The following is a 25,515-nucleotide window of genomic DNA, read 5'->3' as shown; positions in this document are numbered from 1 at the left end:
AGCTGCACGGGCTAGCCTTTCGGGAAAAAGATAAAACCTGAATGAGACAAAAAGCGTCCCAGTCAGTTTTTCCTATTTTCATGTTAAGGCTGAATGAGCCTGTTCTGCTTTTAACATTATCTAGCTGCACGGGCTAGCCTTTCGGGAAAAAGATAAAACCTGAATGAGACAAAAAGCATCTCAGTCAGTTTTTCCTATTTTCCTGTTAAGGCTGAATGAGCCTGTTCTGCTTTTAAAATTAGGAGGGAATTAAAATGAGAGTATTAGTATCATGTGCGAATGGTTCTGGAACAAGTTTAATGATGAAAAAAAGTGTGGAAAAGGCGTTGAAAGAACTTGGATTTAATATTACAAATATTCACCATTGTGCGATTTCAGAAGGAAAAAGTACAGCGGGACAATATGACGTTGTCTTTTGTCCAATGAACTTTTTGAATATGTTTGATGATGCCAAGAAAAAAGGGATCACTGTTGTAGGAGTAAAAAATGTAATGTCAGCAAAAGAAATCAGTGAACGCGTCCAAGAAACAGAATTGGCAGCAAAATTTAAATAATAGTCAATAGTGTTATGTTTCGCACGATAGGTCCAAATAAATAGTGAGAAAAAACAGCTCAAGCGTTGCTTTAAGTTATGTTAAATATCATAAAGATGAGTGGATGATGTTGAGTAGAAGCGGCGTAATGAAGCTCAGTTGTTTGGACCTGCGAAGCTAATTTTTTTGTCTTAGCGATACTATTTAAAAAGTAAAAGGAGCGAAAAAAATGAGTAAACCTAATTTGCAAGTAGCATTGGATCATTCAGATTTACCCAGTGCAATCAAAGCTGTAGTGGCAGTTGGGGACATCGTTGATATTGTGGAGGTAGGAACGATTCTTTGTCTACAAGCAGGGGAACAAGCTATTCGCTGTATTCGTGCATTGTACCCCGACAAAAAAGTAGTCGCAGATACTAAATGTGCCGATGCAGGAGGAACTGTGGCAAAAAATTGTCGAGAAGCCGGTGCAGATTGGATGACGGTGATTTGTTGTGCAACGATACCTACGATGAAAGCGGCAGCAAAAGAAGTCGAAGAAGTTCAAGTAGAGCTTTACGGAGATTGGACTTATGAACAGGCACAAAAATGGCTGGATGCAGGAATTTCTCAAGCCATTTATCACCAAAGCCGAGATGCTCTTTTAGCTGGTGAAACTTGGGGAGAAAAAGACTTGACCAAAGTCAAAAAATTGATCGAGATGGGATTCAGAGTGTCTGTTACAGGTGGTTTGGATGTGGCAACATTAAAGTTATTCAAAAATCTCGATGTATATACTTTCATCACTGGTAGAGGGATTACAGCATCAACAAATCCTCAAAAAGCGGCACAGGATTTTCAAGATGAAATAAAACGTATTTGGGGGTAAAGCTATGACTACATTAGGAATTTATGAAAAGGCACTCCCTAAAAATATTAGTTGGAAAGAGCGATTATTACTTGCAAAAAAATTGGGATTTGATTTTGTTGAGATGTCAATTGATGAAACTGACGAACGCCTTCAGCGGCTAGATTGGACCTTTGAAGAGCGAAAAGCAGTACGTGAAGCAATTCATGAGACTGGAGTCAAAATATTATCGATTTGTCTAAGCGGTCATAGGCGGTTTCCTTTTGGTTCTGAAGACCGAAATAAGCGGACAACAGCTTTGCAGATTATGGAGAAAGCCATTGATTTAGCATCCGATTTAGGCGTACGTACCATCCAACTAGCAGGCTATGATGTTTATTACGAGAAGAAAACGGTAATGACAAGAGAATATTTTATTGAAAATTTAAAAAGGGCTGTTGCAATGGCAGCGGCAAAAGAAATTGTTTTATCGATAGAGATTATGGATGATCCATTTATTAATTCGATTTCTAAATTTTTAAAAATTAAAGAGCAAATTCGCTCCCCTTATTTACAAGTATACCCTGATCTGGGCAACCTGTCGGCATGGCCTGAAAATGATGTTGGTTACCAATTAGAAATCGGGATCGACCAAATATCTGCGATTCATTTGAAAGATACTTTGGCTGTGACTAAGCAGTATGCTGGAAAATTTAAGGAAGTTCCCTTTGGCACGGGTTGTGTTGATTTTTTAGGGGGACTAAAAACATTGAAACGCTTAGAGTACAATGGTCCTTTTCTAATTGAAATGTGGAGTGAAAATAGCGAAACACCTGAAACAGAAATCAAGCAAGCTAAAGCGTTTTTGCTACCATATTTAAAGGAGGCTGGATATGTTGACGAATAAGACGTTGATCGAAGAGATGAAAGCGCGAGTGTTTGCTGCTAACTTGGCTTTACCTGATGCTGGGCTAGTCAAACTTACTTGGGGGAATGTCAGTGAGATCAATCGAGAAGCTGGGGTAATCGTTATTAAACCTAGTGGAATTCCTTACAATGTGATGCGTGTTCAGGATATGGTCGTGACTGATTTGTCTGGAAAGTTACTAGAGGAAGGCGGATTGAGACCGTCCTCTGATCTAGCTACTCATGTTGAGTTGTATAAGGCGTTTAAAGAAATGAACTCTGTAGTGCATACACATTCAAAAAACGCAGTAACGTGGGCACAAGCTGGTCGAGAAATTCCGGCTTACGGTACGACTCACGCTGATACTTTTTATGGTGTGGTACCTTGTACACGACAGTTAACAGCAGCAGAGGTAGCTTCAGCGTACGAGTTGGAGACTGGAAAGGTAATTGTAGAGACATTCATTGATAGTGGAATCGATCCGTTAGCCGTTCCAGGTGTATTAGTCTATGGTCACGGGCCATTTACATGGGGAACAACCCCGCAAAAAGCTGTGGAAAATAGTGTCGTTTTAGATGAAATAGCAGAGATGGCTTGTGTGACAGAGGTTGTGAACACTAGAGTACTTCCAATTCCACAATATCTTTTAGACAAGCACTTTTTTAGAAAACATGGTATAAATGCGTACTATGGACAAAAGTAAAGAGAATTGAGCATGTTTCATTGTACAGAAAAGTCTAGTCAGGACTTTTCTGTACTTTTTTTCTAGGGAAACACTTTTTATAAATTATAAAATACTTGAATTTAAATTCAGAAAAGCTATACTAGAAAAATAACTTAAAAGAGAGAAAGAGGATGAGCATGGGGGAGAAGCAATTAAAACGTGAAATTTCTTTATTTGGTGCTTTTTCAACAGTTATGGGGACTGTTATTGGGGCAGGTGTTTTTTTTAAAACAGCGAGTGTGGTCAGTTTTGCTCAATCACCAAGTCTAACGATTTTTGCCTGGATACTAGGTGGAGTACTGACTTTGTGTGCAGGCTTGACGAGTGCGGAACTAGCTACGGCTATTCCAAAAACGGGTGGAGCAGTCAAATATATTGAATATACATATGGAAAGTTGCCTGGCTTTTTATTAGGCTGGGCACAGAGTGTGATTTATTTTCCAGCAAACATTGCTGCGTTATCGATTATTTTCAGTACACAGTTTGTACACTTGTTTCATTTACCTGATGAACTTCTTATACCGATAGCACTGGCAACGGGATTAAGTGTGACTATAGTCAATTTACTAGGAACTAAAGTAGCAGCAAATTTGCAATCATTCACATTGGTTATAAAAATGGTTCCTATTGCTTTGATCGTGTTGGTTGGACTTTTTATGCCGGCAACTGCTGAAGTTTCGCTATTTCCAATTAAAGCTGGCGGAGATAATAGTTTTATCCATGCACTCAGTGGCTCTTTATTGGCGACAATGTTTGCTTACGATGGATGGTTGGGTGTTGGTGCTGTGGCAGGTGAAATGAAACGGCCAGAAAAAGATCTGCCCAAGGCCATCTTTTTAGGGTTATCTTTTATCACTGTTGTTTATGTTTTGATCAATTTTGTTTTTCTTAAAGCTTTACCGATCGAACAACTTTCGGGAAATTTAAATGCGGCTTCAGAAGCGTCAAGCCAAATATTTGGTGCGATGGGGGGCAAGTTAGTAACGATTGGGATTTTGATTTCTGTGTATGGAGCGTTGAATGGCTATACAATGACAGGTATTCGAGTTCCTTATGCTTTGGCACTTGAAGAGATGATTCCATTTAGTCAACAATTCAAAAAATTGTCTACACGGTTTGTTGTTCCTTACGTCGCAGGAATTTTTCAATTTAATATCGCCGCAATCATGATGCTATTAGGTAGTTTTGATCTTTTAACGGATATGCTAGTTTTTGTTATGTGGTTATTTAGCTTATTGATTTTTGGTGCGGTATTGATTCTGCGGAAAAAAGAACCTGAATTGAACCGCCCTTACAAAGTGCCGTTTTATCCTGTGATTCCTATAATTGCAATTCTAGGGGGACTATTTATTTTGATCACCACTTTATTTACACAAACGTTGTTGGCGAGTATTGGTATCGGTATTACCTTGTTGGGTATCCCTGTGTATCTATTAAATAAAAAGATAAAAGCATTTAAAAGCAAATGATTTTTGTTTATTGTCAAAAAGTTGTTACTTTGCACTAAGAGATTGAGAAAACAAACAAGAATTATTTGGTATAATAAGTTTGATCTAAGTCTTTGTCGCTAGATAAAGCAGTGCTCCTGCTTAACCCTTTTAGGCAGGAGCTACTTTTTCTCAAAAATTTTAAGAAAATTAACAATTTCTGAAAGTTATTCTAGTCATTTTTTTAGTATAATAGATATATCAAAACGATAAACTATTTTGGGGAAGATAGTGCATCAGAACTCTTGGTAAAGCTGTAAGTGTTGATTTTTCAACATTTACGGCTTTATTTTTTTTTAAAATGAATATTCCTGCTATATCAGGGCATCTATTGACGTAATCTGGTAAAAGTATAGAAATTAGCAAAGTAGGATTAACGAACCAAAGAATTGAATGTAATTTATTAATTTAAACTTAAAATCTGAAACAAAACTACAAAAGTTTTGTTTCAGATTTTTTTATAATTTTTCCTTTTCAATAATAATTTTCTCTTTAACTGCGTATATTATTGTAAGGAGGGAAGGAAATGGATATTAAAGAACTTTCTCAGGAATTAATTGAATGGGGAATAAAAGAAGCTATACAGGACATCTATGTGTTACCGATTGAGAATAACGTTCAGATATTTGCTAGGAAAGGTGCAAGCCGAGTGATTTTTAAAGAATTGAATGAGCGTGAAGGAGAGAAGTTGATTTTTCATTTTAAGTTTATCGGAAGTATGGATATTGGTGAGAAAAGAAAAGCACAGGTCGGAGCGGTAACGTATAAGCTTAAACAGCAAGAACTGCGTTTAAGGTTATCGACAGTTGGAGATTTTAGGCAAAGAGAGAGCTTGGTTATCCGTTTTTTACATGTTTTTGGAAACAGTCATGAATATTACTTTTTGCCTCGGCAATTAACAGTTGTCCGTAATCATATTAAGCATCGCGGGTTACATTTATTTTGTGGTCCTGTTGGGTCGGGGAAGACCACGCTGATGTATAAGCTAGCTAAAGAAACAGATCAGTTTCAGCAAGTAATCACGATAGAAGATCCAGTGGAGATCGAGGAAGAATCTTTTTTACAGTTACAAACTAATCCTAAAATTGATTTGACCTATGATGTATTGATCAAAGCATGTTTACGCCATCGACCAGATATTTTAATCATCGGAGAAATTCGAGATGGACTTACAGCACAAGCAGCAATCAGAGCTGCACTTACAGGACACACAGTTTTTGCAACGATTCATGCAAGAAGTATCACTGGGGTATCTGAGCGTTTGATTGAATTAGGCGTTCAGCAAAGAGAGATCGTTGAATGTGTAACGGGCATTATTTACCAAAGACTCTTGCCTTTTCGAACGACTACTGATGAGGTTGTCAGCGGATTGCTTATGGATTATAACTTTTCTAGAGAAATGACTTCTAGGTGGTCAAATGAATTAAGAAAGGTTTGGGCCTATGGTTTTATCGATAATCAAACATTTGAAAAAGAAAAAGAGCATTAAGCTATCAAAACAACAACAGCAACTGTTTATCCAGTTACTTGCTGACTTATTAAAAAATGGATTTACGATTCAGGAAAGTTTACTATTTATGAAAAAATCTCGTTCGATTGCAAGGCCAACAATTGATTACTTGATTGGTTTTATGGAGCAGGGAGACTCACTCCATGGTGGCTTGGCTCAATTAGGGTTTAAGACCACGATCATGACACAAATCGAATTTGCTCAAACACACGGAGATTTGGCAGGAACGCTAGAAAAAATCAAACAACATATGAAAGTTTTGGATAAGCAACAGCAAAATTTTTATAAAGTAATCAGTTATCCGATTTTACTTTTGCTTTTTTTAACGGTCGTTTTGATTAGTATTCGCCAAGCTCTGCTGCCTCAATTAATGACAAACGGAACGATTCAAGCAGATAATATAGGTGTTCAATTTATTCAGCAAAGTCCCTATTATATACTGACATCTATTTTTAGTTTATCATTATTTGTTTTTCTGATTCGTTGGTATTTAAGAAAGAGGACCTTTTTGCAAAGAGCTGCCTTTATGGCTAAATTACCTCTTTTAGGAAAACTTTATAAAGAATATAATTCAGCATTTTTTGCTCTTGAATGGGGCAAATTATTTTCTCAAGGGTTAGAAATAAAGATGATCATTCAAGTGATGAAAACAACGGATCACCAGTCATTGATGAGTGAACTTGCTGAAACATTAGAAGAGCAATCCATGTTAGGACAAACGTTTTATGAACAACTACCAAAGTTTTTTATCTTTTCTCCTGAGTTGTCTTTGATTATTCAGCAAGGACAAGTCAAAGGGAATTTAGGCAAAGAATTGATTTTGTATAGTGAACTTTGCTGGCAGCGTTTTTTTAAGCGCATGGAAAGAATAATTCAGTGGATTCAACCTGTTATTTTTTTAGTTGTTGCATTGTTGGTTGTTAGTATTTATGCTGCGATGTTATTACCGATTTATGGGGGAATGGAGGAGTTTCTATGAAAGGAAATATGAAAAAAAAACGAATGGATTTTGCTGGTTTTACGTTATTAGAAATGCTTGTAGTGCTGTTGATCATTTCTGTATTGATTCTATTATTTGTTCCAAACCTTTCAAAGCATAAAGAAAGTGTAGACAAAAAAGGTAGTGAAGCAATCGTCAAAATTGTTGAAACACAGATCGATCTGTACCAAATAGAAAAAAATCAAACACCTTCTGTAGAACAGTTATTAAAAGAACAATATATTACGCAAGAGCAATATGACAAGTATCAAGCGAGTAAGAAGTGATCGTGAATAACATGAAAGGTTTTACTTTAATGGAATCTTTGGTAGTGTTATTTATTTGTACGACTTTTATGTTGCTTCCGGTACTTGCTATAAATAAGTGGAAACAGGTGTTGGATGTGGAACAATTTTTATCGTCGTTTGAAAAAAATCTGTTGTTTACCCAACAGATGGCAGTTGTAAATACTATAGATACACGGATCGTATTTTTTGAGGATAGCCAGCAGATCAGTTTTGTGAGTTCCAAAAATGAATCATTGCTGATTCCGGAAGCCTTGCATGCTACTGGACCAAATAAAATTGTATTCAAAAAGGACTCAGGAAATAATGGGAATTTATCAAAATTTTCTTTTTTATGGAAAGAAAAAAAGAAAGTGATTGAATTTCAATTTCAAATGGGAAGTGGTCGCTATGTTAAAAAAATTCAATCCTTATAAAGGATATATTTTATTTGAGAGCTTACTTGCATTGGGATTATTATGTTTAATAATCGGGAGCTATGTTTCATTAAACACATTTTTATTAAAAAAGAACAAGCAAGCAATTGAGCAATTGTTACTGCATAGGATTTTATATGAGGAAATGAAGCGTTATGAAAATCATGGAGGACAATTAATTCAAGAAGTACGTATAGAAAACAATAATTATCAACTACGCTTTTATAAAGCGAACAATAAGCTAGTGGAAGTGGAGATTACAGATGGAAAAGAGTCACTTACACTCAAGAGAGAATGATCGACGAAAAAGATTTGCTGGTTTTACTTTAATAGAATGTCTATTCGCACTGATGCTATTATCGATTATCTGTTTACTTTTTTCAGCTTCAATAAAAAATGCAGCAGCGGTGACCAGACAGTTGAAAAAGGTAAAAGAAAAAGAGTGGCATATTTTTGTGATTCAATTAGAAAACGAGTTGAAAAACTGCTATTACGAAAGAACCCAAGCGAATAAAATCGTTCTCAGAAACCAGAAAAATAATAAGCCGATTTGGATTGAGTATAAGCTAGGCAAAATTGTAAAAGTAGAAAATGGCGGATATCAGCCGCTTCTAACAGAGGTCGAACAAGCTGATTTTATAGAGGAAGGGAAAGCTATTTTGATAAAAGTAACTTTGGAGGAGAACTTGAATGTTGCAGCAAAATGGATCATCACGCAGGAGCATGAGAATCAATCAGTATTATAAAGGAGGGATTTTACTCACGACTTTACTATTTGTCTTTTTATTTAGTTTTTTATTTGTACTCGTTTTAGAAGACTTTCAATTGACCCAGCGTTTTACGCAAAAGACGAAAGATTACTATAGCGCTAAGATCATGGTGAGCATGTTTCTTTCTGATGTTAAGCAAGAGCAGTATCCACTTGAGAAAGCTGGAAATCAACATTTTTCAACAGGTACTCTACATTACGAATATAAGCAACCAACACTAAACTTAACAGTTCAGTTAAAGCAAACTACGTATACTTTTCAAGAAAAATATCTTGAAAGAGAAAAAGAAAAAGTACAAATCCAAAAGGAACAGATTAAAAGTGAAAAATAGCAATTACTTAAAATTTGTGAAGCGTGTATCAAACTAATATTAAAAAAAACTAATACAGAGCTTTTTTTTGAAAAAATTTCTGTTAAAATCTTTTAATTTATTTTGTGAAAATAGGAGTAGTTCATTGATTTATAAATATTATTAGGAAATTGATTGATTATTGTCTCGTTTTTCGTTAAAATAGAACAGGTATGAAAATTGTTATATTATAGATGGAAATTGAGGTGTTTCTTTTGTTCCCTGAGAAAATAGAAAAGGCTTTCGGTTTAATGGAACAAGCCATCCAATTACTAAAACGTTCTTTAGATACTTCTTTTTTAGACGCGTACACTGAAAACGGTGAGAATATCATTGATAATTATCAAGTACGTGTGCTGGATGGAGTGCCGGATGAGCCAACTGTTCAAAAACTTAAAACCATTTATCAACAATTACAAGCAATCGAATTAGAACCAGAAGAGATTAGACGTTTGTCTCAGTTGATTTTACTTAAAGGGAATAAAATAGAGTCCTTACAAGCAAATCATCAGCTAACACCAGATAGCATCGGTTTTTTATTTGTTTATTTGATCGAACAGCTATACAGTCCCAAACAGTCGCTTAAAATTTTAGATATTGCAACTGGTATGGGCAATCTTTTATTGACGATTATTCTTAACTTGAATATAGCTCAGTACACTGTTCAAGGCTTTGGTGTCGATATCGATGATACATTGCTGTCTGTTTCAGCTACGAATAATGAATGGACAAAAGCGGCAATACAATTATTCCATCAAGATGGATTACAAGACTTACTTGTTGATCCTGTAGATGTAGCAGTTAGTGACTTGCCAATCGGATTTTATCCAAATGATGAAAAGGTCAAAGAATTTGACTCAGCAGCGCAAGAAGGTCATAGTTATGCGCATCATTTATTGATGGAACAAGCGATGAAATTTGTTAAACCTGACGGCTACGGTTTATTCTTGATACCGGCTAATATTTTAGAGACAGAGCAAAGTTCGTTCTTTAAAAATTGGCTCCAGAAAAATGTTTATCTACAAGGAATGATCCAACTACCAGATGAACTTTTTCAATCAGTTCAGTCGAGAAAAAGTATTTTATTTGTACAAAATAAAGGTGAACAAAGCGAACAGGCGAAGGAAGTTCTTGTTGCAAAATTAGGTTCGTTGAAAGATCCTGCAAAAATCACACAATTTTTTCAACAATTTGAGGCTTGGAAGTCTTCAAATTTAAAATAAAACAACTGATAAAAGAGGAGAGTATTATGTCTAAAACAATTGCAATCAATGCTGGAAGTTCAAGTTTAAAATGGCAGTTATATCAAATGCCAAATGAAGAAGTAATCGCAAAAGGGATCGTTGAACGAATTGGGTTAAATGATTCTATCTTTACAATCAAATACGGCGATGACAAAAAATATGAAGAAGTTATTGATATCAATGATCACGATGTTGCTGTAAAAATGTTATTGGACAAACTAACTGAATTGAACATCTTAGCATCTTTCGATGAAATTACAGGTGTTGGTCACCGTGTGGTTGCAGGTGGGGAAGACTTTAAAGATTCTGTTGTCATTGATGATGAAGTTTTAGAAAAAATTGAAAAATTAGCAGATCTTGCGCCATTACACAATCCTGCTAATGCAATGGGAATCAAAGCATTCAAAAAAATCTTGCCTAATATTATCAGTGTTGCTGTGTTTGATACGGCTTTCCATACAACAATGCCAAAACACAACTTTTTATATAGTATTCCAACTGAATACTATGACAAATATGCCGCTCGTAAATATGGCGCACATGGAACAAGCCATAAATATGTTGCTGAGCGTGCAGCAGAAATGCTTGGTCGTCCAATCGAAGAGCTAAAAATCATTACTTGTCACTTAGGTAATGGTGCATCAATCACAGCGGTTGATGGTGGTAAATCTGTAGATACATCAATGGGCTTTACACCACTTGCAGGTGTAACAATGGGAACTCGTTCTGGGGATATTGATCCTTCTTTACTAGCTTACCTAATGGAAAAACTTGAATTAACAGATATCAAAGATATGATTGATATTTTAAATAAAAAATCAGGTCTACTTGGTTTGACTGGTATCTCTAGTGATATGCGTGATTTAGAAGCAAACATGGATAAAGAAGCAGTTCAAGTAGCTTATGATATCTTTACAGACCGTATCCGTAAATACATTGGTAGTTACGTAACTGTTTTAAACGGTGTTGATGCAATTGTCTTTACTGCTGGAATTGGTGAAAATGATGCACATGTTCGTAGCGAAGTAATCAAAGGTATGACTTGGTTTGGTTGTGAACTAGATGATGAGAAAAATAATGTTCGTGGAAAAGAATCAGTGATTTCTACAGACGATTCTAAAGTTAAAGTATTATTGATTCCAACAGATGAAGAATTAATGATTGCTCGTGATGTTGAACGTCTAAGAAAATAATCAACATAAAAAAGAAGAGCTTTAGGTATTAGTTCGAAGTCAATAGAAACGAAGACCGAAAATCATGAAAAAGATTTTCGGTCTTCGTTTTTTAGGTGATGCAGATAATTAATTGAATTTCCACTCATGTTAAAGGATTTAGAAATAACTTCTTTTAGTTATTTCTAAATCCTTTGAAATTGAACTAAACTTTGTTCAATAAATTAGTATAAAAATTTTTTTTTATGGTTGAGTACTATTCATCATCTTGTTGAACAGGGACTTTATTAGCTAAGTCTGTTCTTACGACTAACACGTCACAGGCTGCATTGCGGATAACGTATTCAGAAACAGAGCCGATAAATAATCGTTCAACTGCATTTAGACCGGTGGCACCTAACATAATTAGATCCACTTCTTGATCTTTAGGCAGTTGTTTTGCAATTAAAGGCTTGGGTGAACCATATTCAATGATACTGGACACTTTCTCACAACCATGCTCTTTTGCTTGTTTTTTATAACCTTCAAGCGTTTGTTTTGCCATTTCTGTAGCTTGTTCTGCTAAAACACCATCAAATGAAGAAACAGATTGAAAAGCCCGTGTATCAATAACATGAGCTAGAAGTAATTCTGCATCATTTCTCATGGCAACGTTCATTGCTTTTTGAAAAGCTAATTCTGCTTCAGATGATCCATCAACTGCAACCATGATTTTACGATAATTTTGTAACATTGTGACCACTCCTTTCAAATAGTTGAAATTACATAGTTCTTGATAGTTTAATTGTAGAACAAAATCGTCAAAAAAGAAAATAAAAAAGAAGATACTATTATAGAATCTTCTTGGCAAACATAACACTGAATATAGCTGAAATCACAAGTAAACTAAAAATGTAAAACAGAGAAAAAAACTTTAAATTAAAGAGCCCAACTAAAATCCCAATTGCAGCTAAGATCAGATAAAAAACACCAAACTGATGTAAAAATTGTTTATTTTCATCAGGTTCTCCATTATGCATCAGCGGTAAAAAAACTGTTGCTTTTTTTAATAAATAAACCCCAATAATCACTAATAATGCTACGGATATAAAAATAAGTACGCGAACCATTGAAAGAACCTCCATCAAATAAAAAACAATTTGCACTTCGCAAATTGTTAGGTAGTCTAATAAAAATGGTAAAATCCGTCGATGCCGTTATTCGTCCTATAGTATTGAACCCGCAAACAAAGCAGGTGGGTTCCACGACTGACAGCTTCGAACTACCAAATGAAAAGGCTTGTTACCAGCTTAGGTACCAGAAGGATCCCTAGATATCAATAAAATGTTCGGTCAACACACAAAAAAGACAACGCGTACATCACAGATTTACCATCTTTATAATAGCACAATATAGAACAAACAGCAACGAGGGTGCCTAAATTTGAAAGCGATTATTTTTTTGTTTTTTTCCCTTTTTTCCACTCTTGAATCCGTTGATATTGTTGGTGTAGCGCTTGTTCATATTTTCCAGTATCAATAGGTTCATAATAATGTGCATTTTTTATTTTATCTGGAAGATATTGCTGATCAACCCAAGCATTCTCAAAGTTATGCGGATATTGATAACCGATTCCGCGATTTAAATCTTTCGCACCTGAGTAATGGCTATCTCGTAAATGATCAGGGACATCTCCTGCTTTTCCATCACGAATATCGGACAAAGCAGCATCAATGGCACTAATAGCAGAATTAGATTTTGGTGACAGGCACAAATCAATAACCACACTAGCTAGAGGGATGCGGGCTTCTGGAAAGCCTAATTTTTCGGCAGCTTGCACAGCTGTGATTGTCCGAGCTGCGGCTGGCGGGTTTCCTAAACCGATATCTTCATAAGCAATCACCATTAAGCGGCGGCAAATAATCGGTAAATCGCCAGCCTCAACAAGTCTGGCCAGGTAATGAAGCGCTGCGTCAACGTCACTTCCGCGAATCGATTTTTGAAAAGCCGAGATTACATCATAATGAGCATCACCATTTTTATCATGGGTCAAAGCCTTACGTTGGACACATTCTTCAATGATCGACAGCGTAAGTTCAATTTGATTATTTTCATTTTCAGGTGTGGATTTTACTGCTAATTCTAATCCGTTTAAGGCACTGCGTAAGTCACCGTTTGTGGCACGGGATAAGTGCTGCAGAGCTTTTTCTTCTAAAACAACAGGATACTCACCCAAACCACGTTCTTTATCAGCTAAGGCTTCTTTGATCGCTTTTTGAATGTCCAACTCCGTTAATGGTTTAACTTCAAAAATTTGTGTTCGGCTACGAATCGCTGGATTAATTGTAATATACGGATTCTCGGTTGTCGCCCCGATCATAATAATTCTACCACTTTCAAGATGGGGTAGTAAAAAATCTTGTTTTGTCTTATCTAAACGGTGGACCTCATCCAGTAATAAGATCACAGTACCGCTCATTTTAGCTTCCTCTGCAACGATTTGCAGATCTTTTTTAGTATCTGTTGCGGCATTTAAAAGGCGAAAAGCATAGTTTGTAGAACCTGCGATTGCGCTTGCGATACTAGTCTTGCCAGTTCCTGGGGGACCATATAGAATCATGGATGAAAGCATGCGCGCTTCCACCATTCTGCGGATGATTTTGCTTGGACCAACAAGTTGTTGCTGACCAACGACCTCATCTAAATTACGCGGCCGCATACGAAAAGCTAATGGTTGTTGCATCGTTGGACCTCCTTATTTTAAAAGCGTAGCGGGCTCGTTCAACCTCGACAGAAAAATAGGAAAAATGGAAGGTGGTGCTCTTTGCCACAATCTATTTTTATCTTTTTCTGAGGAGCTCGCCCGTGAAGCTGGAAAATAAATTCTCTATCTATTATACCACAAAGAACGTACGTTTGTATTTGAGCTGATTTTGCATATAAAAACCATAAAAAACAGACATTTACCGCATTAGTTGTCCATTATTTCAATGGATAATAGACCTCGATTCGTGTATGATAGGAAGTGGTGAAAAATAATGAATGAAACAATAAATTTTTTTAATACAAAGTCGACTGAAGAAATCGCTCAATTTTTACTGGGCATGTACTTAGAACATGAAACAAATTCTGGCATTCTTGCAGGGTACATTGTTGATACAGAAGCATATTTAGGACCGGAAGATGAAGCGGCTCACAGTTTTGGATTGAGAAATACCCCACGATTAAAGGCGATGTATGAGCAACCAGGAACCATTTATCTATACACCATGCATACTCATTTGATCTTAAATATGGTGACTCAAGAAAAGGGCAAGCCGCAAGGAGTAATGATTCGGGCAATCGAACCCGTTAAAGGGATCAAAAAAATGGAAGAAAACCGTAATGGCCGAAAAGGAATCGAGTTATCTAATGGACCTGGGAAATTAGTGGCAGCTTTAGGAATTGACAGAGAACTATACGGTCAATCGATTTTTGACAGTACACTTAGGATTGTTCCTGAAAAAAGAAAAACACCAAAGAAAATCATCTCACTACCTCGAATTGGGATACCAAATAAAGGTATCTGGACAGAGCAGCCGTTAAGATATGCTGTCTCAGGGAATCCGTATATATCCAAACAACGAAGAAATGATATCAATCAGAAAACTTTTGGCTGGAAGGAAGAAAATAAATGAAAAAAGTAACCATGTTGACTTATTTAGATCAACAAATGACCCAAAAAATTACAGAATATGATGTAGCTCTTGATTGGAATACAAAAAATCATTCCATCGAAGTTGTCTTTCGATTATTCGCTGAAAATACTGAACATGAACAAATCGACGATCGGCAAGGAACCATCTCAGAAGAGGAGATCATTGAATTTGAAGATGGTGTGTTGTTTTACCATCCTGAAAAAACATCTGTTGATGAGGAAGAATATTTAGCTGTCATTCCTTATGAAGGTAAAAAAGGCATCAATCAGTCTGTTTTGGACGGCTTTGTGGACTATTTAAATGAAGTGCTGACTGAAGGTCAAAGTGATTTATTAGACTTTTTAACAGATGAAAATCAAGAAGTGTTTGAACTGAAATGGTCGCAAGAGGCTTTTGAAACCGCGATAAAAAAATATCAACAGGCAGATGGCGACACGTATATCGCTTATCCAAGCTATTAAAAAGAGGTGATCGTATGAAGTGGACAGAAGTAAAAGTAGAAACAGCCAGTGAAGCGGTTGAGGCAATCTCAAATATTATGATGGAAGCAGGAGCTAGTGGTGTAGCTATTGAAGATTCTTTAGACGTTGAAAATTTCCAAAGTGATCTTTACGGAGAATTACTTGATAAGGAGCAATTTACACATATTAAAGATGGTGCTTTAGTAATGGCCTATTTTCCAGAAACAACCTTCTTGCCAGAAATTTTGCCTTTTATCAAAGAAAGTATCACTCGCTTACCGGAATTTGGTCTTGCAATCGGCAAGAACGAAGTGAGCGTTAGCGAAGTCGCTGAAAGTGATTGGGCCACAGCTTGGAAAAAATATTATCATCCAGTTCGTGTGACGCGTTTTCTAACGATTGTTCCAAGCTGGGAAAAATATGAAGCACAAGATCAGTTTGAAAAGATCATTACTTTAGATCCTGGAATGGCTTTTGGGACAGGAACACATCCTACAACACGTTTAACGTTGCAAGCGCTGGAAACAGTCTTACGTGGCGGTGAAACGTTACTTGATGTTGGGACTGGTTCAGGAGTGTTAAGCATTGCCAGCAAATATTTAGGCGCAAAAGAAGTGCATGCTTATGATTTAGATGAAGTGGCCGTAACAGCAGCAAAAGAAAATATGGATATGAATCCGATTGCTAGTGATGTACATGTTTCAGCTAATGATTTATTGAAAAATGTAACAATCGAAGCAGATGTAATCGTAGCAAATATTTTAGCGGATATCATTACTTTAATGATCGAGGATGCCTGGCGTTTATTAAAAAATGATGGAACCTTGATTGTTTCAGGAATTATACATGAGAAAAAAGCGATGATCTTAGAGAAAATGACAGAGATGGGTTTTCTTGTAGATCAGATTTTTCAACAAGGCGATTGGTACGCGATTATTTTAAAGAAAACTGAGGAAGAGTAACATGCAGCGGTATTTTTTGACGGAGCCTTATGAGACCAAAGAGCTTTATATGATTACAGGAGAAAACTATCATCATATTGTTCGAGTGATGCGGATGGAACCGACGCAAAAAGTTTTCTTAGCATTTAGTGATCGTCTAGCAATTATTGCTGAAATCACAGATATTACAGAAGACGCCGTTTATTTAAAAGAAGTCAGTAAAGAAAAAGCAGAAAAAGAGCTGCCGATCAATGTGACGATCGCATGTGGTTATCCAAAAGGAGATAAACTAGAATGGATCGTTCAAAAAGGAACCGAACTAGGCAGTCATAAATTTATAGGATTTCCAGCTAAAGCTTCTGTAGTAAAATGGGATCACAAAAAGTTAGCGAAAAAAACAGAGCGTTTGAAAAAAATAGCGACAGAAGCAGCTGAGCAATCTCATCGCCAGTTTGCGCCAGATATTGTATTATTAGAAAAAGAGCAAGCGTTGATCGAGAGGTTTTCCAGTTATGATAAAGTCTTGATCGCTTACGAAGAATCGGCCAAAATTGGGGAACGCAGCTGTTTTGCAACGGTCCTTTCTGAACTGTCTGCTGGTGACTCTCTTTTGATCATATTTGGACCAGAAGGTGGTTTTTCACCAGATGAAATAGCAGAATTTCAAGAGCACAAGGGAATTATTTGCGGCTTGGGTCCGCGCATTTTACGTGCAGAAACGGCACCGCTCTATGCTTTGAGTGCTATTAGTTATCAATTTGAATTAGTGTAAGGTTTAGGGGGCTATTTATGGAGTTAGAGTTGCAGAAAATTTCAATTATGTTAATAGATCCGTTGTGTACAGATCAACAGTTTACAGAAGAGATCCTTTTTCTAAAGGAATTTCCTGTTCGTTCAATTTTTGTTTTGCCTTATAATGTTGCTAGAGCAAAGCAACTATTAACTGGAACGATGATTCAAGTGGGCAGTTTCGTTGATTTTCCGCTTGGTAGCGGAACTTTAGCAAAAAAAGCCTTTGAAACAGGACAATTGTATAGAGACGGTGCATCTGACGTTTTTGTAACTATGACGCCTGAACAACTGCCACTTCATGGAAATCAAAGTTTTCAAGCGTTGGAGCAGCTGTCATTTGGGCGGAATGCTCTAGGCTACTTTTTAGATAGCAGTCAACTAACAGGTAATCAAAAGCAAGTATTAACAATGGATATTGCTACGTTAAATGTTAGTGCTATTTCTTTAGGGGTAAATTTAACGATGGAACAAGCGATCTATGATATGAGCCTTCTTAGAACCGGCAGAAAAAAACAAATGACTTTTCAAGTAAATGTAAAAGCGCCAACCTTACTTGAAATCGAGCTGTTGTTTCAAGCAGGAGCTTCTTATATTGGGATTAGCAACGGCCGTGAGATTTTGCCATTGATTTCAAAATGGAATTAAAACGTGAGGAATTGAAAATTTGGCGAAATTTAGTATAATAAAAGATGTTGGAAGTGCTACTGTTTCAAGTGGTGCTTTTCTTTTTTTAAACGGACATAACACTAATTAGAAAAACTATGTTGAGCTAGATAAATCAGGTGCTACCAATATTTTTTACATAATCTCTATTTTAAATGTTAGAGCGTAAATAACAGAGCAACATTGCGATTAGGGACAAAGGAGTGATAAATAATGCCAAAAGAGGAAATTATGACCGGACCAGGAGTTATTAAACTGGTATCGAAATATATGGCGCCACAACATGTTGCTTTTGTTCAAAAAGCGTGTGACTATGCGGAAAAAGCGCATGAAGGTCAAGTGAGACAATCTGGGGAACCTTATTTTATTCATCCAATTCAGGTTGCAGGGATTTTAGCTGAATTACGGATGGATCCACATACTGTTGCAACAGGTTTTTTGCATGATGTAGTCGAAGATACAGATGTAACACTTGAAGATCTAGCCAATGAATTTGGGTCTGATGTTGCGATGTTAGTTGACGGCGTGACTAAGCTTGGAAAAATAAAATATAAATCTCACGAAGAACAGTTAGCTGAAAACCATCGAAAAATGTTATTAGCAATGGCTCAAGATTTGCGCGTGATTATGGTAAAATTAGCTGACCGTCTGCATAACATGCGGACATTAAAGCATCTACGTGAAGATAAACAACGCCGAATTGCCCAAGAGACGATCGAAATCTATGCGCCGCTTGCTCATCGTTTAGGGATCAGCCGCATCAAATGGGAACTAGAAGATACAGCTCTACGCTATATTAACCCAAATCAGTATTATCGTATCGTGAATCTAATGCAAAGTAAAAGAGACGAGCGCGAAGCATATGTTGAAGAAGCTGTTGAAGATATACGTTTAGCAACAGAGGATTTAGATATTTATGCTGAAATCTACGGTCGACCAAAACATATTTATTCGATTTATCGTAAAATGAAGGACCACAAGAAGCAGTTTAATGAAATTTATGATTTACTGGCGATCCGGGTCATCGTCGATTCAATCAAGGACTGTTATGCTGTATTAGGTGCGATCCATACGAAATGGACACCAATGCCGGGACGCTTTAAAGATTATATTGCGATGCCTAAAGCAAATATGTATCAATCAATCCATACAACAGTTATTGGGCCCAAAGGGAATCCAGTAGAAGTACAGATCAGAACTCATGAAATGCATCAAATCGCAGAATTTGGGGTAGCAGCTCACTGGGCGTATAAAGAAGGTAAAACGGAAAAAATCGATGAAGATAATGATACAAAACAATTAAGTTGGTTCCGTGAGATTCTTGAGTTGCAAGACGAAAGCTATGATGCTTCTGAGTTTATGGAAAGTGTGAAAGGCGATATTTTCAGTGATAAGGTTTATGTTTTCACACCAACAGGTGAAGTGACTGAACTGCCAAAAGGCTCCGGCCCCTTAGATTTTGCGTATAGCGTGCATACTGAAATCGGAAATAAGACGACAGGTGCGAAAGTTAACGGAAAAATGGTTCAGTTGGACTATACATTGAAAAATGGGGATATCATTGAAGTCTTGACCTCACCGAATTCTTTTGGACCAAGCCGAGATTGGTTAAAAATGGTAGCCACAAGTAAGGCACGAAACAAAATCAAACGTTTCTTTAAAGTCCAAGACCGTGAAGTCAATATTATCAAAGGGCACGATGCAATCAGTAAATATTTAATCGAGCATGGTTTTGCACCAAAAGAATTCTTAGGAAAAACAAAGCTAGCTGAGGCGCTCGATCGTTTTAACTTCCAAACCGAAGATGATCTGTATGCAGCTGTTGGGTATGGTGAAATCAGTGCCCAAGTGGTCTTTAATCGTTTAACAGAAAAAGAACGTAAAGAACAAGAAATGGAGCGTCAAAAACAAGAGGCTGACGAATTGATGACACAACCTGTCAAAAAAGAATCGGATAAAATGAAAGTTCGTCATGAAGGCGGGATCGTGATTCAAGGCGTAGAAAATCTACTTGTTCGCATCAGCCGCTGCTGTAATCCGGTACCAGGAGATGAAATCGTCGGTTACATCACGAAAGGTCGTGGCGTGTCAATTCATAGAGCAGATTGTCCTAACGTTCAGCATCAAGAAGAACTGGCGCAGCGATTGATTGAAGTTGAGTGGGAAGATACCGATAATTCAAATAAAGAATACGATGCTGATCTAGAAATTTATGGCTATAATCGCAGCGGATTATTGAATGATGTCCTACAAGTGATTAGTTCAATGACCAAAAATTTAGTCAGCGTAGAAGCCAAACCAACGAAAAATAAAATGGCGATGATCCATGTGACGGTAAAAATCCAAAATCTAGCCCATTTAAAAACAATCGTTGATAAAATCAAGAACATACCAGACGTTTATAATGTTCGTCGAACCAATGGCTAGGAGGAATAGATATGAGAGCAGTCATCCAACGTGTCAGCCAAGCTGAAGTTAAGATCGACCAAAACAGTGTTGGGAAAATAGACCAAGGCTTTATGATTTTACTTGGCATCCATCAATCAGATAGTGTAGAAGATGTTGCCTATTTAGTCCGTAAAATCAGTAAACTTCGCGTATTTGAAGATGCTGAGGGCAAAATGAATCTGAGTATCCAAGACATTCAAGGGAGTATTTTAAGTGTTTCTCAATTTACCTTGTATGCCGATACTAAAAAAGGCAATCGTCCTAGTTTTATAGAAGCTGCCCGACCTGAGGTGGCCATTCCTTTATATGATTTGTTCAATAAACAGCTTAAAGAACTGGATATTCCTGTCGAAACTGGTGAATTCGGTGCAGACATGGCCGTTTCATTGATCAATGATGGACCAGTCACGATCATTATTGATACAAACGATAAATAATCAAAAGCATCATTCTTACAATGCGTGTCAGTAAGAATGGTGTTTTTTAAATAAGTTATAAAAAAGAGACATATGAAAAGCAAATGCTTGGTATAATGAGCATAAAGTGATTGTTGAGGTGTAAGATGGAAAAATATCAAGAAGAACTATTACCAAATTTAAAAAAGTTACCTGTACCAGAATTACACGAAACCCTCGTTGCATTGACTGATTGGTTGAGACCACTGGTTACATTAGAAGAATTAAAAGAGTTTCAAAAAAGAGCCATAACATTTAGTGTATCTGATGGTCTGTTATTGCAAAAAGATTTAGTGGAGTATGCGGAAAGTCGAGCTGGAAGTTGGCTAGCCCCCTTTTGGCAAGAAAGCTATTTAGAGAGTCGAGGTCATTTACAAAGCGAGTCAAACTTTGCTTTGGTCATTGATGAGCGCTATTATGATCAAATGAAATCGAAAGAAATGCGAGCGGCTCAGCTAATCTATCAAATGACCACTATTTATCTGAGTTTAGCGAACGGAACATATCCAATCGAATATACAAAAAATAATCAAACTGTCGATATGTCTTTTTATTTAAATTTCTTCAAAAGTTGCCGAATACCTGGAAATGAGCGAGATTCTTTTTACAGAGGAGAAATAAAAGCTGCTGAAAATTATATTGTGATTTTTGTAAACGGTACCTACTTTCGTCTAGAGGTGACAAATAATTCTGGAACTCTTTATTCTTTTGAGCAAATACTGGCAAGCTTGAATTATATTCTTTCTCTTGAGATTGTCCCAAAACAAGGAGAGACTCTACTTCCTTATCTAACGGGCGTTGAAAGAGAACAATCTAATTTAATTTATCAACAGCTAAAAAAAGATGAGCTGAACAGCTATAATCTCAAACAAATCGAAGAAGCATTATTTGTTTTGAGTTTTTCAGACGAAGAGGATGAGTCAAAAGAAGAACGAATTACGGATGTTTTATTGAATACAAGCCATCAGTTTCTAGCAAAAACGACACAGGCAGTTATCACGAAAAATGGTCGTATTGGTTTCAATATGGAACACACAGCAATCGATGGTGTTCCAACATTAAACTTACTGACACAAGTTTTCGAGTCATTTGATGAGTTGAAGCAAGAAGATACTAAAAAACGTTCTTCCGAGTTAGTCCAACAATTTGAATGGTTATTGGACAATCAATTGATTAAAACTTTAGAAGATGCCCAAAAGCTTGTAGAAGTTGAGAATAGCTCGTATATACTCAAACACCAAGTGATTTCGGAAGTTGGTAAAGAACGGATGAAAAAAGCGAAAGTAAGTCCAGATGCTTTTTTCCATATTGCGTTGACAATGGCACAGCAAAAGGTATTTGGACAACTAAAATCTGTTTATGAGCCTGTTGCAATGCGTATGTATTACGAAGGACGAACCGAATCTGCTCGTTCAGTAAGTCAAGAGAAAAAGCAGTTCGCAGAAGCATTTTATAACCAGACAGAGCCAACATCTAAGGAGAAATTAATTGAATTATTTGTTACGGCTGCAACCGCTCATTCTGATCGCATCATCCAATGTCAAAATGGTAAGGGCGTAGAACGTCATTTGTTTGGTCTGCAAAAAATGGCGCTTAATCCAGAGGAAGGGTTGACATTTTTCTCTGTAAAAGCCCTCAGATTATTAGGTGAAGACTTCATATCAACTACGGGAATCCCATATGATTTATTAGAATCATTTAGCTTTGGGCCAGTTAATAAAACAGGGTTTGGGATTTATTATGGTATTCTGGAAGAACGAGTGATTTTAACTATCTCTGCTAAAAAAATATATGAAAATGAAGCAATCCAGTTGCTGGAAGCCATTTCTAGCGCATTGCTTTCTTTAACAGATCTTTTAGGGATTTAGTAAAAAACATAAAAAATACTACAAATAATCAGGAGAAGGCTTTTCATGAGCTCTTGTTATTTGTAGTATTTTTTTATTTCTATTGTCTTTTTCTGAAAGATAGTATAAAATATCGTGATTAAATCGTAATCATTACGTTTTGTTTATCGTAAAACAGAAAGGAGCAATAAACTAGATTTAATCGACAATAAAAAAAGTGGAGGTTCATAGATGAAAAAGAACAGTTTAACGTTACTTAAAGGATTGGGGATTCTTATACTAGGGGCATTAATCGTTAGTGGCTGTGCGGGACAAAAAAAATAGAGAAACAGCTGAAACAAAATCTACAACAAGTCAGATATCGGAAGCCAAGGACACACATAACCATACACATAAGCATAGCCATGACGGAGAATTCACAGACGAAGAGGTACAAAATCGCACACTGGAGGACTGGTCAGGTGATTGGCAATCTATTTATCCATTTTTACTGGATGGCACTCTGGATAAGGTTCTTGAACACAAAGTTGAAGAAAAGCAAGAGAAAAATTTTGAGGAGTATAAACAGTATTATTCTGTAGGGTATGAAACAGACACTGATCGGATCGTTATCAATGGGAATACAGTTGAATTTTTTAAAGGACATATGTCTCACAAGGCGGACTATCAATACGATGGCTACCGAATTTTGACCTATGATTCTGGTAAAAAAGGAGCGCGCTATTTATTTAGTACGAGCGACGACAATAGCGGAGCGCCTAAGAATATTCAATTTAGCGATCATAACATCGAACCAACGAAGCCTGAACATTTTCATTTATATTTTGGAAATGAAAGCCAAGAAGTATTGCTGAAAGAATTAGATCATTGGCCAACGTATTATAAGAGTGATTTATCGGGTGCTGATATCGTCCACGATATGTTACATCATCATTAGGCATAGAAAAAGAGGTTGTGAAACAAAAGTGAATGTCACTTTTGTTTCACAACCTAATTACGAATAAACAGTGGGAACGGCAACTTCTCTGTTACCTCAACGAAACAGTACATCGATTCGTTGATAGTCTTCTTCTGTTAAATGAACATTCAACGCTTTAGCATTATTGATCACTTGTTCTGGTTTTTTCGCACCAGGAATGACAACTGCAACAAAAGGATTCTTGATATACCAAGCAAGTACGATTTCTGCCACACTAGCATTATAATCAGCTGCAATCAATTTAATCTGATTGACTTTTTCTATAATTGATTTAAAGCGTTCCCCCTGGAAATCTGCTTTTTTACTGCGTATATCTTCAGGTGGAAATGTTACATCACTTTCATATTTTCCAGTTAGTAAGCCTGATGCTAATGGGAAATAAGGGACAAAAGAGATTTTATTGTCTCTAAGATAAGGGAATAATTCAGTTTCAGCGTCGCGATGGATCAAGCTGTACTCATCTTCAACGATATCCACGAAACCATCTTGATTCGCTTCTTTGATTTGTGCCAAACTAAAGTTAGAAACCCCTATCGCTTTGATTTTTCCAGCCTCTTTTAATTTTTGTAAGGCAGCTATTGCTTCATTTTTAGGGGTTGTTTCATCGGGAAAGTGAATATAAAAAATATCAATATAATCTGTTTGTAGTCGTTTTAGCGCTTCTTCAACAGAACGCGTCAAAAATTCAGGTGTATTATTAAATGCGCCGCCGCTAGCTGGATCATGAGCGGCTTTCGTTGCGATAGCCACCTTGCTGCGGTCAAACTCCTTCAACACTTCACCGATCAATTCTTCTGAACGACCCATTCCATAGGCAAAAGCTGTATCTAGTAATGTGATACCGTTTGTTAAAGCAACTCGAATGATTGCTTTGCCAGTATCATCATTTAAGTTTGGAAATAAATTATGACCACCGACTGCATTTGTTCCTAAACCGAGAGGCGTTGAATAAACGTCTGTCGTACCAATTTGAATATTTTCTGTCATGATGATTCCTCCTGACTTTCTTAGTTTAGTGTAGTTGATTGAAGGAAAAGATGAAAGTTTTTTTGCTTATTATCTGAATTTATATCACAAAAGGTCTTAAAAAGCAGAAAGGGGAAGTCTTTTTGCTTTTCTATAGTATAATAGTTGCAACTGAGTTTATCAGTAACTAAACGGATGAAGGATGGGAGCAAATTGGGGAAAATTAGAATCAATAATATGAAGTTTTACACTAAAAATGGTGTTCTGCCAGAAGAACGAATTTTAGGGCAACAATTAGAAGTTGATGTTGAATTAAGACTGTCATTAGATCAGGCTGGTAAAAGCGATGATGTGAATGACACCGTTAGTTATGCTGAGGTCAATGATCAAATTGCTGAACGTTTAACCACTCATTCTTACAACTTAATAGAAGCTGTAGCCTCAGCTATTTTGGATGATATTGAAGCAGAACATGGCAAAAAGCTGGAAAGTGCTCTTGTCCGAGTTAGAAAATATAGTGTACCGATGCCAGGCATATTTGATAATATCGAAATCGAAATGGAAAGAGACTTCGTATGACGATTAGTTATTTAGCTTTGGGTAGTAATTTAGGGGATTGTTTAGAAACGTTACAAAAAGCGGTTGAATTGCTTGATCAAGATGGCGATATTCAAGTATTGAAAAAATCAAAACTGTATGAAACATTGCCATATGGTGATGTTCCCCAAGAAAATTATTATAATGCTGTGATTCAAATCGAGACAACATGTGAACCTCTGCAATTATTAGATAAAACACAAGCAATTGAAAAAAAATTAGGTCGAAAACGATTGATTCATTGGGGCCCAAGAACCTTAGATATTGATATTTTATTGATGGGTGATCAAAAAATAGTAACAGAGCGTTTGATCATTCCACACAAAGAAATGTTTAAACGGTCTTTTGTATTGATCCCATTAAAAGATATCTATCCTAAAGCAACATTTCAAGGACAAGCTTTTGATGAGTTGATCGCAAGTACAGGGAATCGAGCAGAAGTTTGGCTTAGTAAAGAAAGTTGGTAA

28 protein-coding genes, 1 other RNA gene and 1 pseudogene are annotated in these 25,515 nt (G+C 36.5%); 25 read left to right on the top strand and 5 right to left on the bottom strand.

Going from position 1 to position 25,515, the window contains the following annotated elements; all coding sequences use genetic code 11:
• Nucleotides 1-254: 254 nt before the first annotated feature.
• From RV15_RS04120 to RV15_RS04055, 14 genes are all read left to right on the top strand, one after another.
• On the top strand, nucleotides 255-554 hold the full coding sequence (locus RV15_RS04120; protein ID WP_010764215.1) for a PTS sugar transporter subunit IIB: 300 nt from the start codon (nucleotides 255-257) through the stop codon (nucleotides 552-554).
• A 208-nt stretch (nucleotides 555-762) separates the two neighbouring features.
• Nucleotides 763-1,401 (top strand): 3-keto-L-gulonate-6-phosphate decarboxylase UlaD, encoded by a 639-nt coding sequence (locus tag RV15_RS04115; protein ID WP_071876785.1) that lies wholly within the window; start codon nucleotides 763-765, stop codon nucleotides 1,399-1,401.
• A gap of 4 nt (nucleotides 1,402-1,405) precedes the next feature.
• Nucleotides 1,406-2,266, top strand: a complete 861-nt coding sequence (locus RV15_RS04110; protein ID WP_071876784.1) for an L-ribulose-5-phosphate 3-epimerase — start codon at nucleotides 1,406-1,408, stop codon at nucleotides 2,264-2,266.
• Nucleotides 2,256-2,969, top strand: coding sequence for an L-ribulose-5-phosphate 4-epimerase (locus tag RV15_RS04105; RefSeq protein ID WP_071876870.1), 714 nt, complete (start codon nucleotides 2,256-2,258; stop codon nucleotides 2,967-2,969). The genes RV15_RS04110 and RV15_RS04105 overlap by 11 nt, the downstream gene beginning before the upstream one ends.
• 158 nt (nucleotides 2,970-3,127) lie before the next feature.
• Nucleotides 3,128-4,459: an APC family permease gene (locus RV15_RS04100; RefSeq protein ID WP_071876783.1), complete on the top strand. Its 1,332-nt coding sequence runs from the start codon at nucleotides 3,128-3,130 to the stop codon at nucleotides 4,457-4,459.
• Nucleotides 4,460-5,003: 544 nt separating this feature from the next.
• Nucleotides 5,004-5,966: a competence type IV pilus ATPase ComGA gene (comGA, locus tag RV15_RS04095; protein ID WP_071876782.1), complete on the top strand. Its 963-nt coding sequence runs from the start codon at nucleotides 5,004-5,006 to the stop codon at nucleotides 5,964-5,966.
• The gene (comGB, locus tag RV15_RS04090) at nucleotides 5,944-6,966 is read left to right on the top strand and encodes a competence type IV pilus assembly protein ComGB (RefSeq protein WP_245791234.1); all 1,023 of its coding nucleotides are present in this window, start codon (nucleotides 5,944-5,946) and stop codon (nucleotides 6,964-6,966) included. The genes comGA and comGB overlap by 23 nt, the downstream gene beginning before the upstream one ends.
• Complete coding sequence (comGC, locus tag RV15_RS04085) at nucleotides 6,963-7,253, top strand: competence type IV pilus major pilin ComGC (RefSeq protein ID WP_071876781.1); 291 nt, start codon at nucleotides 6,963-6,965, stop codon at nucleotides 7,251-7,253. The genes comGB and comGC overlap by 4 nt, the downstream gene beginning before the upstream one ends.
• An 11-nt stretch (nucleotides 7,254-7,264) precedes the next feature.
• Nucleotides 7,265-7,687 (top strand): competence type IV pilus minor pilin ComGD, encoded by a 423-nt coding sequence (gene comGD / locus RV15_RS04080; protein WP_139242976.1) that lies wholly within the window; start codon nucleotides 7,265-7,267, stop codon nucleotides 7,685-7,687.
• Nucleotides 7,662-7,985, top strand: a complete 324-nt coding sequence (gene comGE, locus RV15_RS04075) for a competence type IV pilus minor pilin ComGE (RefSeq protein WP_071876779.1) — start codon at nucleotides 7,662-7,664, stop codon at nucleotides 7,983-7,985. The genes comGD and comGE overlap by 26 nt, the downstream gene beginning before the upstream one ends.
• The gene (gene comGF, locus RV15_RS04070; RefSeq protein WP_071876778.1) at nucleotides 7,951-8,433 is read left to right on the top strand and encodes a competence type IV pilus minor pilin ComGF; all 483 of its coding nucleotides are present in this window, start codon (nucleotides 7,951-7,953) and stop codon (nucleotides 8,431-8,433) included. Before comGE ends, comGF begins: the two co-directional genes overlap by 35 nt.
• On the top strand, nucleotides 8,411-8,788 hold the full coding sequence (gene comGG / locus RV15_RS04065; RefSeq protein WP_245791233.1) for a competence type IV pilus minor pilin ComGG: 378 nt from the start codon (nucleotides 8,411-8,413) through the stop codon (nucleotides 8,786-8,788). The genes comGF and comGG overlap by 23 nt, the downstream gene beginning before the upstream one ends.
• Nucleotides 8,789-9,021: 233 nt before the next feature.
• Nucleotides 9,022-10,029: a class I SAM-dependent methyltransferase gene (locus RV15_RS04060; RefSeq protein WP_071876777.1), complete on the top strand. Its 1,008-nt coding sequence runs from the start codon at nucleotides 9,022-9,024 to the stop codon at nucleotides 10,027-10,029.
• 26 nt (nucleotides 10,030-10,055) lie between these two features.
• Nucleotides 10,056-11,243 (top strand): acetate kinase, encoded by a 1,188-nt coding sequence (locus RV15_RS04055; RefSeq protein WP_071876776.1) that lies wholly within the window; start codon nucleotides 10,056-10,058, stop codon nucleotides 11,241-11,243.
• A gap of 235 nt (nucleotides 11,244-11,478) precedes the next feature.
• On the opposite strand, the gene RV15_RS04050 is transcribed toward RV15_RS04055, so the two are convergent.
• The 4 genes from RV15_RS04050 to RV15_RS04035 form a co-directional block, all read right to left on the bottom strand.
• On the bottom strand, nucleotides 11,479-11,955 hold the full coding sequence (locus RV15_RS04050) for a universal stress protein (protein WP_071876775.1): 477 nt from the start codon (nucleotides 11,953-11,955) through the stop codon (nucleotides 11,479-11,481).
• Nucleotides 11,956-12,052: 97 nt separating this feature from the next.
• Nucleotides 12,053-12,331 carry a hypothetical protein gene (locus tag RV15_RS04045; protein WP_071876774.1) on the bottom strand — a complete coding sequence of 93 codons (279 nt, stop codon included), beginning with the start codon at nucleotides 12,329-12,331 and terminating at the stop codon, nucleotides 12,053-12,055.
• Between the two features lie 68 nt (nucleotides 12,332-12,399).
• Nucleotides 12,400-12,593: non-coding RNA, 6S RNA (ssrS, locus tag RV15_RS04040), on the bottom strand.
• A gap of 61 nt (nucleotides 12,594-12,654) precedes the next feature.
• Nucleotides 12,655-13,944, bottom strand: a complete 1,290-nt coding sequence (locus tag RV15_RS04035; protein ID WP_071876773.1) for a replication-associated recombination protein A — start codon at nucleotides 13,942-13,944, stop codon at nucleotides 12,655-12,657.
• Between the two features lie 295 nt (nucleotides 13,945-14,239).
• On the opposite strand from RV15_RS04035, the pseudogene RV15_RS04030 reads away from it, so the two are divergent.
• The 9 genes and pseudogenes from RV15_RS04030 (at nucleotide 14,240) to RV15_RS03990 (ending at nucleotide 23,443) form a co-directional block, all read left to right on the top strand.
• A pseudogene (locus tag RV15_RS04030) lies at nucleotides 14,240-14,939 on the top strand (DNA-3-methyladenine glycosylase).
• Complete coding sequence (locus tag RV15_RS04025) at nucleotides 14,875-15,360, top strand: DUF3013 family protein (protein ID WP_071876772.1); 486 nt, start codon at nucleotides 14,875-14,877, stop codon at nucleotides 15,358-15,360. Before RV15_RS04030 ends, RV15_RS04025 begins: the two are co-directional and overlap by 65 nt.
• 14 nt (nucleotides 15,361-15,374) lie before the next feature.
• Nucleotides 15,375-16,322, top strand: a complete 948-nt coding sequence (prmA, locus tag RV15_RS04020; protein ID WP_071876771.1) for a 50S ribosomal protein L11 methyltransferase — start codon at nucleotides 15,375-15,377, stop codon at nucleotides 16,320-16,322.
• Nucleotide 16,323: 1 nt separating this feature from the next.
• Nucleotides 16,324-17,073: a 16S rRNA (uracil(1498)-N(3))-methyltransferase gene (locus RV15_RS04015; RefSeq protein WP_071876770.1), complete on the top strand. Its 750-nt coding sequence runs from the start codon at nucleotides 16,324-16,326 to the stop codon at nucleotides 17,071-17,073.
• Nucleotides 17,074-17,090: 17 nt separating this feature from the next.
• On the top strand, nucleotides 17,091-17,738 hold the full coding sequence (locus RV15_RS04010) for a deoxyribose-phosphate aldolase (protein ID WP_071876769.1): 648 nt from the start codon (nucleotides 17,091-17,093) through the stop codon (nucleotides 17,736-17,738).
• 231 nt (nucleotides 17,739-17,969) lie between these two features.
• Nucleotides 17,970-20,183, top strand: a complete 2,214-nt coding sequence (locus tag RV15_RS04005; protein WP_071876768.1) for a RelA/SpoT family protein — start codon at nucleotides 17,970-17,972, stop codon at nucleotides 20,181-20,183.
• Nucleotides 20,184-20,194: 11 nt separating this feature from the next.
• Nucleotides 20,195-20,641 (top strand): D-aminoacyl-tRNA deacylase, encoded by a 447-nt coding sequence (gene dtd, locus RV15_RS04000; RefSeq protein ID WP_071876767.1) that lies wholly within the window; start codon nucleotides 20,195-20,197, stop codon nucleotides 20,639-20,641.
• Nucleotides 20,642-20,766: 125 nt separating this feature from the next.
• Nucleotides 20,767-22,527, top strand: a complete 1,761-nt coding sequence (locus RV15_RS03995; RefSeq protein ID WP_071876766.1) for a choline/carnitine O-acyltransferase — start codon at nucleotides 20,767-20,769, stop codon at nucleotides 22,525-22,527.
• A 283-nt stretch (nucleotides 22,528-22,810) separates the two neighbouring features.
• Nucleotides 22,811-23,443 (top strand): metal-binding protein ZinT, encoded by a 633-nt coding sequence (locus RV15_RS03990; protein WP_217265799.1) that lies wholly within the window; start codon nucleotides 22,811-22,813, stop codon nucleotides 23,441-23,443.
• A gap of 96 nt (nucleotides 23,444-23,539) precedes the next feature.
• On the opposite strand, the gene RV15_RS03985 is transcribed toward RV15_RS03990, so the two are convergent.
• Nucleotides 23,540-24,472, bottom strand: coding sequence for an aldo/keto reductase (locus RV15_RS03985; RefSeq protein ID WP_071876765.1), 933 nt, complete (start codon nucleotides 24,470-24,472; stop codon nucleotides 23,540-23,542).
• A 192-nt stretch (nucleotides 24,473-24,664) separates the two neighbouring features.
• Between RV15_RS03985 and folB the strand changes: the two genes are divergently transcribed.
• Both folB and folK read left to right on the top strand, forming a co-directional pair.
• Entirely contained in the window at nucleotides 24,665-25,030 is a 366-nt protein-coding gene (gene folB, locus RV15_RS03980) for a dihydroneopterin aldolase (protein WP_071876764.1), read from the top strand.
• Nucleotides 25,027-25,515, top strand: a complete 489-nt coding sequence (folK, locus tag RV15_RS03975; protein WP_071876763.1) for a 2-amino-4-hydroxy-6-hydroxymethyldihydropteridine diphosphokinase — start codon at nucleotides 25,027-25,029, stop codon at nucleotides 25,513-25,515. The genes folB and folK overlap by 4 nt, the downstream gene beginning before the upstream one ends.

Origin of the sequence: Enterococcus silesiacus, assembly GCF_001886225.1 — a bacterium.
GTDB classification, from domain to species: Bacteria; Bacillota; Bacilli; order Lactobacillales; family Enterococcaceae; genus Enterococcus_L; species Enterococcus_L silesiacus.
The sequence above is the reverse complement of the archived record's forward strand: the minus strand, read 5'-3'. Positions and strand labels throughout refer to the sequence as shown.

What these genes read in the sequence shown, in the direction of transcription:
- RV15_RS04120 (WP_010764215.1), top strand. Translation starts at nt 255, where the DNA reads ATGAGAGTATTAGTATCATGTGCGAATGGTTCTGGAACAAGTTTAATG.
- RV15_RS04115 (WP_071876785.1), top strand. Translation starts at nt 763, where the DNA reads ATGAGTAAACCTAATTTGCAAGTAGCATTGGATCATTCAGATTTACCC.
- RV15_RS04110 (WP_071876784.1), top strand. Translation starts at nt 1,406, where the DNA reads ATGACTACATTAGGAATTTATGAAAAGGCACTCCCTAAAAATATTAGT.
- RV15_RS04100 (WP_071876783.1), top strand. Translation starts at nt 3,128, where the DNA reads ATGGGGGAGAAGCAATTAAAACGTGAAATTTCTTTATTTGGTGCTTTT.
- comGA (WP_071876782.1), top strand. Translation starts at nt 5,004, where the DNA reads ATGGATATTAAAGAACTTTCTCAGGAATTAATTGAATGGGGAATAAAA.
- comGC (WP_071876781.1), top strand. Translation starts at nt 6,963, where the DNA reads ATGAAAGGAAATATGAAAAAAAAACGAATGGATTTTGCTGGTTTTACG.
- comGD (WP_139242976.1), top strand. Translation starts at nt 7,265, where the DNA reads ATGAAAGGTTTTACTTTAATGGAATCTTTGGTAGTGTTATTTATTTGT.
- comGE (WP_071876779.1), top strand. Translation starts at nt 7,662, where the DNA reads ATGTTAAAAAAATTCAATCCTTATAAAGGATATATTTTATTTGAGAGC.
- comGF (WP_071876778.1), top strand. Translation starts at nt 7,951, where the DNA reads ATGGAAAAGAGTCACTTACACTCAAGAGAGAATGATCGACGAAAAAGA.
- comGG (WP_245791233.1), top strand. Translation starts at nt 8,411, where the DNA reads ATGAGAATCAATCAGTATTATAAAGGAGGGATTTTACTCACGACTTTA.
- RV15_RS04055 (WP_071876776.1), top strand. Translation starts at nt 10,056, where the DNA reads ATGTCTAAAACAATTGCAATCAATGCTGGAAGTTCAAGTTTAAAATGG.
- RV15_RS04050 (WP_071876775.1), bottom strand. Translation starts at nt 11,955, where the DNA reads ATGTTACAAAATTATCGTAAAATCATGGTTGCAGTTGATGGATCATCT.
- RV15_RS04045 (WP_071876774.1), bottom strand. Translation starts at nt 12,331, where the DNA reads ATGGTTCGCGTACTTATTTTTATATCCGTAGCATTATTAGTGATTATT.
- RV15_RS04035 (WP_071876773.1), bottom strand. Translation starts at nt 13,944, where the DNA reads ATGCAACAACCATTAGCTTTTCGTATGCGGCCGCGTAATTTAGATGAG.
- RV15_RS04025 (WP_071876772.1), top strand. Translation starts at nt 14,875, where the DNA reads ATGAAAAAAGTAACCATGTTGACTTATTTAGATCAACAAATGACCCAA.
- prmA (WP_071876771.1), top strand. Translation starts at nt 15,375, where the DNA reads ATGAAGTGGACAGAAGTAAAAGTAGAAACAGCCAGTGAAGCGGTTGAG.
- RV15_RS04015 (WP_071876770.1), top strand. Translation starts at nt 16,324, where the DNA reads ATGCAGCGGTATTTTTTGACGGAGCCTTATGAGACCAAAGAGCTTTAT.
- RV15_RS04010 (WP_071876769.1), top strand. Translation starts at nt 17,091, where the DNA reads ATGGAGTTAGAGTTGCAGAAAATTTCAATTATGTTAATAGATCCGTTG.
- RV15_RS04005 (WP_071876768.1), top strand. Translation starts at nt 17,970, where the DNA reads ATGCCAAAAGAGGAAATTATGACCGGACCAGGAGTTATTAAACTGGTA.
- dtd (WP_071876767.1), top strand. Translation starts at nt 20,195, where the DNA reads ATGAGAGCAGTCATCCAACGTGTCAGCCAAGCTGAAGTTAAGATCGAC.
- RV15_RS03995 (WP_071876766.1), top strand. Translation starts at nt 20,767, where the DNA reads ATGGAAAAATATCAAGAAGAACTATTACCAAATTTAAAAAAGTTACCT.
- RV15_RS03985 (WP_071876765.1), bottom strand. Translation starts at nt 24,472, where the DNA reads ATGACAGAAAATATTCAAATTGGTACGACAGACGTTTATTCAACGCCT.
- folK (WP_071876763.1), top strand. Translation starts at nt 25,027, where the DNA reads ATGACGATTAGTTATTTAGCTTTGGGTAGTAATTTAGGGGATTGTTTA.